7 protein-coding genes are annotated in these 7,399 nt (G+C 55.3%); 4 read left to right on the plus strand and 3 right to left on the minus strand.

Going from position 1 to position 7,399, the window contains the following annotated elements; translation table 11 throughout:
* Window positions 1-6 precede the first annotated feature (6 nt).
* From gcvPA to lipA, 4 genes are all read left to right on the plus strand, one after another.
* A complete protein-coding gene (gene gcvPA, locus ACZCED_RS21335; RefSeq protein ID WP_464861660.1) occupies window positions 7-1,341 on the plus strand; it encodes an aminomethyl-transferring glycine dehydrogenase subunit GcvPA in 1,335 nt (444 codons plus the stop codon).
* Window positions 1,338-2,792 carry an aminomethyl-transferring glycine dehydrogenase subunit GcvPB gene (gene gcvPB / locus ACZCED_RS21340; protein ID WP_464861661.1) on the plus strand — a complete coding sequence of 485 codons (1,455 nt, stop codon included), beginning with the start codon at window positions 1,338-1,340 and terminating at the stop codon, window positions 2,790-2,792. The genes gcvPA and gcvPB overlap by 4 nt, the downstream gene beginning before the upstream one ends.
* Before the next feature lie 69 nt (window positions 2,793-2,861).
* Window positions 2,862-3,590 carry a lipoyl(octanoyl) transferase LipB gene (gene lipB, locus ACZCED_RS21345; RefSeq protein WP_462970547.1) on the plus strand — a complete coding sequence of 243 codons (729 nt, stop codon included), beginning with the start codon at window positions 2,862-2,864 and terminating at the stop codon, window positions 3,588-3,590.
* A 106-nt stretch (window positions 3,591-3,696) separates the two neighbouring features.
* Window positions 3,697-4,572: a lipoyl synthase gene (gene lipA / locus ACZCED_RS21350; protein ID WP_464861662.1), complete on the plus strand. Its 876-nt coding sequence runs from the start codon at window positions 3,697-3,699 to the stop codon at window positions 4,570-4,572.
* 103 nt (window positions 4,573-4,675) lie between these two features.
* On the opposite strand, the gene ACZCED_RS21355 is transcribed toward lipA, so the two are convergent.
* The 3 genes from ACZCED_RS21355 to ACZCED_RS21365 all read right to left on the minus strand — a co-directional run.
* Window positions 4,676-6,253: a multicopper oxidase family protein gene (locus ACZCED_RS21355; RefSeq protein ID WP_464861663.1), complete on the minus strand. Its 1,578-nt coding sequence runs from the start codon at window positions 6,251-6,253 to the stop codon at window positions 4,676-4,678.
* Between the two features lie 160 nt (window positions 6,254-6,413).
* Window positions 6,414-6,905 (minus strand): periplasmic heavy metal sensor, encoded by a 492-nt coding sequence (locus ACZCED_RS21360; protein WP_464861664.1) that lies wholly within the window; start codon window positions 6,903-6,905, stop codon window positions 6,414-6,416.
* A 395-nt stretch (window positions 6,906-7,300) separates the two neighbouring features.
* Window positions 7,301-7,399 (minus strand): helix-turn-helix domain-containing protein (locus ACZCED_RS21365; RefSeq protein ID WP_464861665.1); only part of this gene is annotated, 99 nt, incomplete at its 5' end.

Below are 7,399 nucleotides of genomic sequence, written 5' to 3' on the forward strand. Positions count from 1 at the left end.
ACTACGATGAGATATCTGCCCCATACCGAAGAAGACATCCAACAGATGCTTCAGGTGGTGGGCGCGGCGGATCTGGACGAACTGTTCTCCAGCATTCCCGACGACTGCCGCCGGAAAGAGGCGATGAACCTGCCCGAGCCCCTCACCGAATGGGAACTCAACGGGCATATGGACTGCATGGCCGCCAGTATGGGCACGCCCCCTTTCTACCAGGTGTTCATGGGCGCCGGCAGCTACCACCATTACATCCCCGAAATCACCCGTCAACTGCTCCTGAGGAGCGAATTTTTTACCGCCTACACTCCCTACCAGCCGGAAATCAGCCAGGGTACGCTGCAGACGATCTACGAATACCAGACGCTGGTGACCCGCCTGCTGGGCATGGATGTGGCCAACGCCTCCATGTACGATGGCGCCTCGGGGCTGGCTGAAGCCCTGCTGATGACCATCCGGGCCTCCCGTCGCAAAAAGGTGGCCGTCTCACGTGCGATTCACCCCCTGTACCGCAAGGTGGTGGAAACCTATTTTGCCCCCACCGGCTTCGAGGTGGTCGAACTGCCCGTCAGCAAAGACGGCCGCACCGACCTTTCCGGTCTGGCCGACCTGGGTGAACTGGCCGGCGTGGCCCTGCAGAGCCCCAACTTCTTCGGCTGCATCGAGGATCTGGAGTCTGCCGGGAAAGCCATCCACACCGACAAGAAAACCCTCTTCGTTGTCTCTTTCAGCGAACCGCTGGCCTACGGCCTGCTGAAAAGCCCCGGGGCATGCGGGGCGGACATCGCCTGCGGCGAGGGTCAGAGCTTCGGTATTCCCCAGAGCTTCGGCGGCCCCGGCCTGGGCATGTTTGCCGCCCGGCAGCAGTATGTACGCACCATGCCCGGCCGCCTGATCGGTAAAACGACGGACCGCGACGGTAGAACCGGCTTCGTCTTGACCCTGGCAACTCGCGAGCAGCACATTCGCCGTGAAAAAGCCACATCCAACATCTGCTCCAACCAGGGACTGTGCGCCACCGCATCCACCATGTACATGGCGGCTCTGGGCGGAACGGGCATCCGCGAACTCTCCCGGCTCAACCGCGACCGGGCCGAGTACCTCAAGGCGTCGCTGGCCAAGGCCGGACACGCGTCGCCGTTCAGTGCGCCCACCTTCAACGAATTCGTGGTGCGCTTCCCCGATGGTTTTACCGACACCTGGCAGCGGCTGCTGGAGAAGAAGATCGTCGCCGGGCTGCACCTGGCGCCCTACTATCCGGAACTTTCCGACTGCTGGCTGATGTGCGTGACCGAAACCATCTCTAAAACGGTGATGGATGCCTTGGTAAAGGAGGTGGCCAAATGAAAGATAAAATGGGAACCACCGGTCTGATCTTCAACGAACCCCTGCTCTGGGAAAAAGGGTCCCCGGGGCGAAAAGGGTTGTCGCTGCCCCGCCGCGACGTGGATGAGACCCCGCTGGACGATGCTTTGGTCGGCGATGGTCCGGATTTTCCGGATCTTTCCGAGCTGGATGTGGTGCGCCACTTCACCAAGCTCTCCCAGTGGAACTTCGGCGTGGACAGCGGTATGTACCCGCTGGGTTCGTGCACCATGAAATACAACCCCAAGACCAACGAACGCCAGGCGTCCATTCCCGGCTTCGCCGGCGCCCATCCCCTGCTGCCCGCAAGCCTCTCCCAAGGGGCCCTGGAGCTGATGCACGACCTGCAGGGTTACCTGGGTGAAATCACCGGCCTGCCCGCGGTTACGCTGCAGCCGGCTGCCGGCTCCCAGGGCGAATTGACCGGCATGCTGATCTTTGCCGCCTACCATAAGCATAAGGGGCAGGCGCGCACCAAGGTCCTCATTCCCGATACCGCCCACGGCACCAACCCGGCCAGCGCCGCTCTGTGCGGTTTCACGTCCGTTGCGGTAAAATCCGGCCCGGACGGCGTCCTGCTGCCCGAAGCGGTGGCCGAACTCATGGACGCGGATACCGCCGGCATCATGATCACCAATCCCAACACCCTGGGATTGTTCGAAGACAACATTCGCCAGGTGGCCGACATCGTTCATGAGAAGGGCGGGCTGGTCTACGGCGACGGCGCCAACATGAACGCCGTCATGGGCATCGTCAATATCGGCGACATCGGTGTGGACGTCCTTCACCTCAACCTGCACAAAACCTTTTCCACACCCCACGGCGGCGGCGGCCCCGGCGCCGGTCCGGTATGCGTCACCCCGGAGCTGGAGCCTTTTCTCCCCGTCCCCCGGGTGGTCAAAAATGGTGACACCTACCACCTGAGTGAGGATTATCCTCTCTCCGTGGGCAAGGTACACGCCTTTTACGGCAACTTCGGCATCCTTCTGCGTGCCTACAGCTACATACTGAGCGTTGGCAAATACCTCAAACAGGTCAGCCAGTATGCCGTGCTCAACGCCAATTACATCAAGGAGAAACTCAAGGGTCATTACCACCTGCCCTATGACCGGCCCTGCATGCACGAGTGCGTCTTTACCGACAAACGCCAGCAGGAGCATCATGTGGCCACCCTGGACATCGCCAAGCGCTTGATGGACCACGGATTCCATCCGCCCACCATCTACTTCCCGCTGGTGGTCAGCGGCGCCATCATGATCGAACCCACCGAATCCGAATCCAAAGAGACCCTGGACCAGTTCATCGACGCCATGAAGCAGATCGCCCAGGAAGCAGTAGATTGTCCCGACTGCCTGCACGAATCGCCCCAGTTCCCCAAGGTGAGGCGACTGGACGAAACCGCGGCAGCCCGCAATCCCTGCCTGCGAGGATAATACCAACCATCGACAGGGGCGGCCGGACGGCCGCCCCTTTTTTGCTCTTTGATGGTACTGAACGATTGCATGGAACCTGAGAATAACAGCAACACGACGCCGGCGTGCTGGTGGGTGAACCTGCCGGAAACCGACTACCAGCGGGCACTGGACCTGCAACTGGCAGTCGTGGCGGCTAAAACGACCGGCCGCCTTGACGCCGACGTGATCCTGAGCGTCGAGCACCCGCGCGTCTTCACCCTGGGCCGGCGCGGCGGTCGGGAAAACCTTTGCGTCACCGACGATTTTCTGGCCGAAAAAGGCGTGTCGGTAATGCCCACGGATCGGGGGGGCAACATTACCTACCACGGACCGGGTCAACTGGTGGTCTATCCGATCATCGACCTCAACCGCCGGCGCCTGAAAGTCGTGGAATTCGTCTCCGGCCTCGAGCAGGCCATGATCCGCACCGCCGGTCACTGGGGCATCTTGGCCGGCACCGATCCGGCCAACCGCGGCGTCTGGCTGGACGGCGACAAGCTTGGCAGCATCGGCATCACCGTCAGACGCGGCGTCAGCTTTCACGGCCTGGCTCTCAACGTCAACACGGACATGGAGCCCTTCGGCTGGATCAACCCCTGCGGCCTGAACCAGGTGCGCATGACGTCATTGGAACGCCATCTCAACGGCCCCGTCGCCATGGATGTGGCACGGCATGAGATGGCGGCACACCTGGCCGCAGTTTTCGGAATCGCCTTGACAACGGTCAGCCTGGAACAACTTTATGCCGAGATCGAATTTGTGGGTTCAGGGATTTAGGAATTCAGGAATTGTGGAATTTAACGATCGTGCAGCCGGGTTGGCCCCATTCACTCGAATCCTTGGCCCCTTGAGCCCTTGAACCTTTTTTTGAAAGCCTGCTATCATGATCCCATCCAACCCCATCCGCACCGGCAAACCCGCCTGGCTGAGAAGAAAACTGCCTTCCGGACCTGAATACGAGCAGATCCGGTCCATGATCGGAAAGGACAAGCTCCACACGGTTTGCCAGGAGGCCAACTGCCCCAACCAGTTCGAATGCTTCTCCGCCCGCACGGCCACTTTTTTGATTCTCGGTGCGGTCTGCACCCGCAACTGCCGATTCTGCAACATCGAGGAGGGTCGACCGGGCCCTGTGGATGCGGACGAACCCCGGCGCGTGGCCGACGCGGCGGCCAGGATGAACCTGCGGTATGTCGTCGTCACCTCGGTGACCCGGGACGACCTGGAAGACGGCGGCGCCGGCCACTTCGCCGCCACCATCGGCGCCCTGCGGAGGAAGATCCCCGGTGTGCAAGTGGAAGTCCTGATCCCCGATTTTCAGGGGGACCAATCGTCCCTGGAAACGGTGCTGGCCGCCCGCCCCGATGTACTCAACCACAACATGGAAACCGTACGCCGCCTCTATCCCGCCGTACGCCCCCAGGCGGACTACGATCGATCCTTGGAGCTGCTGGCCCGCGTCAAAACCATCGACCCGGCCATCCCGGCCAAATCAGGCATCATGCTGGGCCTGGGGGAAACGGAACCCGAAGTCCGGCAGACCATCGCCGACGTCTACCGCACCGGCTGCCGCATGCTCACTATCGGCCAGTACCTGCAGCCGACCGCGCAGCACCTGCCGGTGGTCGACTTCATCCCGCCGGAGGAATTCGAACGCTGGCGGCGATTCGCCATCCATACCGGGTTTGAAAAAGTGGCATCCGGCCCTTTTGTGAGAAGCTCCTACCACGCCGGGGAGATGTTAACGGGAACTAAATAACAAGCGCATTCAAACGGGTGTTGGAATATGAACCTGATTGATAAAGACATTTCCTCAGTATGATGAACCGTATCTAATTCGCCTTAACGAAAGGAGTGGCATATCAAATCCGCTGCCCGGATTCGATTGTGTCCCTTACAAAATAATTTCTCATCATTCCCAAATCCTCATGTTCCAGATTATGGCAATGGTATAAAAACATTCCGGAGTAATCGTCAAAAGCCACTATAAATCTGACGCTTTCGCCAGGCATGAGCAAAACAGTATCTTTCCAGCCTTCATCGACATAGCCTTCATGCATCACGCCGCGTCTTTCAATAACGCGGAACTGTTTACCGTGGAGGTGAATGGGATGTGGCATATTCATCATCCGCATCATTCCGCCCCCCGTGTTATTAAACTCCCAGATTTCCTTAGATCCTAATTGAACAATTTCGTCACCATCAACCTCTTCCAGCTGAAAAACACGGCCATTAATCGACCATTGCATATGCTGCATGGTCAGATAGAATTGACGGGGATGTGAAAAATTGTCAGCTTCATTTTGTTGAATAGGCTCAATATCAGAAAGTATGGCTGGTAATGTCAGGTGATTTTTTATGGCCCTGGTAACTTTGATGCTGAAAATAGGAAAGTCGGAACCGTTTGGTAGGCGTGGATTCTTACTCATTCGGCCAGCGTCCATGCCTCCTGTCTCAAAAGGGAGACTTGTCAACGAAGTCTCATAGCCAACCGGATGGTCGTTGAAGTCAGCCCATAATTCCAATCTTTCTCCGGGAGCTAAAAAAACATACTTTCTGTAGACTGGCTTTTCCAACAACCCGCCATCCGTGCCAATGATGATTAGCGGTCGACCATCATTCCACGCTAATTTATAAATCCGCGAATTGGATCCATTTAGCAGGCGTAACCGATAGGCACAGGTAGCTACGGGGAGCGTGAAATCCGGCAGCCCGTTTACCATGATCATGTCACCCAAAAAACCAGTCATCCGCTCCATTCTATGACCCGACATGTATACCAGCTGATTGGTCGAATCAAATGTTCGGTCCTGAATCACTAACGGGACATCATATTCACCATCGGGTAGACCGAGTCCTTGTTCTTGATCGTCGGATACAAGAAAAAGGCCAGCCATACCACGGTAAACCTGAGGACCGGTTCTGCCATGAGGGTGCGGGTGGTACCAATAAGTTCCAGCTCTATTTTTTACCTCGAACTCGTATAGAAACGCTTGGTCTTTCGGAACAACATAGCGTGGATGGCCATCCATGATAGCAGGTACATGCAGGCCGTGCCAGTGAACGATAGTTTCTTCAGGGACGTTGTTTTTGAAAAGGATTCGTATTTTCTCTCCCTGGTGTACTTTGATTATTGGTCCAAGATAGCTGCCTGGTAGTTTATTAATTCTGGCTTTGTCTCCATTTTCCACTTTCGCATGGTATTGCCAAACCTTGGTTGGAACCCCGGGAAATATGGCCACTTCATCTGGACGAGCTGAAAGAAATATATCTATATCAGGGACGAATTCACTCCCTGTCTTTACTTCTGCTGCAAACCGATTCAATTTTGGCCAGAAGCCACCTGTCATTATGCCAAGCGTTCCACATCCGGCCAGTTTAAGAAAACGACGCCTTTCATACCTGCCTTCAGCACTTATATGCGTTGTATTTTTCGTCATTGTCGGCCTCTGATGCCTGTGAAAGTAATGAGCTTATTTTTTTCACTGATCCATCTATTGGCAAGTCACGTGAGCTGGTGTTACCGGCTACCACTAATTCAAAAAAAAGAAAGGCGGCAGATGCCGCCCCTTCTTTGACTTGGGAGATTATTTGTCAAACCTAACGCCAGCAATTGCCTCTTCCGCCATAACCGGAGCCCATCATTCGACCATGACCTCTATACGCCCGATCATAGTTGGGTGACGACTTTCTGGTCTGAATCTCGAAATCCAAGCGTTTTTGGTCCAGTTCGCCTTGGAGTTTGGAAATCTCCTGCTGCAAATCGGACGCTTTGTTGGTGTCGGGGTTTTCCTTTGCCAGTTCGCTCTGCAAGGCAAGCTCCTTTTCATAGAGCTGCCCACGGGTCTCCTCGGTAGCTTTAAAAAATTCCGACCGCTGCTGATCTAGTTTGGCCATTTCTTCATCGGAAAGGTTGCCATAGTTGCCCATCATTCCGTAACCATCGCCACCTCTTTGATGCCAGCCCATACCGCGACCACCATTTCCCATGCCGTAGCCACAGCCATTGCCCCACCCGGCGAATGACAGGCTCGCGAAGCCAAAAATTCCGATTATCGTAGCAATCATGATTCCTTTAACCTTGCTGTTCATTTGAACCTCCTAAATTTAGATTTTATTGATCGGTTTGCCGTTGTTTGCTCGATCCTTCATTATAGCTGGATATAGAGCAACCGCTGTGCCAAACAGGATCATTCAAGCTATGGGAATAGATTACTAATTGTAATCACTATAAATTAAACGCATCACCAAAATAAGAACTGATATGATAAATTCATGGTGCAGATTTAAGCGTGGCAATTTTACCCACATTTCGATTGGTCTGCGATAGCGGTGGGGTGAAAATAACCAATTTGATGGAATGAGTCGCGAAAGAGGGTGATCGGAAAGAGGAAAGAGGTTAGGAGGACAGATTGGTTGATCCTGATATGATTTCCATATCAAGGTGACATTTTGCGGGAATTGTTACCGTCGATAAATAAAAGGTCTCAATCGACACCATATTCCTTCAGCTTGTTGTGAAGGGTCTTACGGTTGATACCAAGCTTCCTGGCCGTTTCGCTTTTGTTGCCCTGACAGGCTTCGAA

The organism is Desulfosarcina sp. (assembly GCF_055467485.1).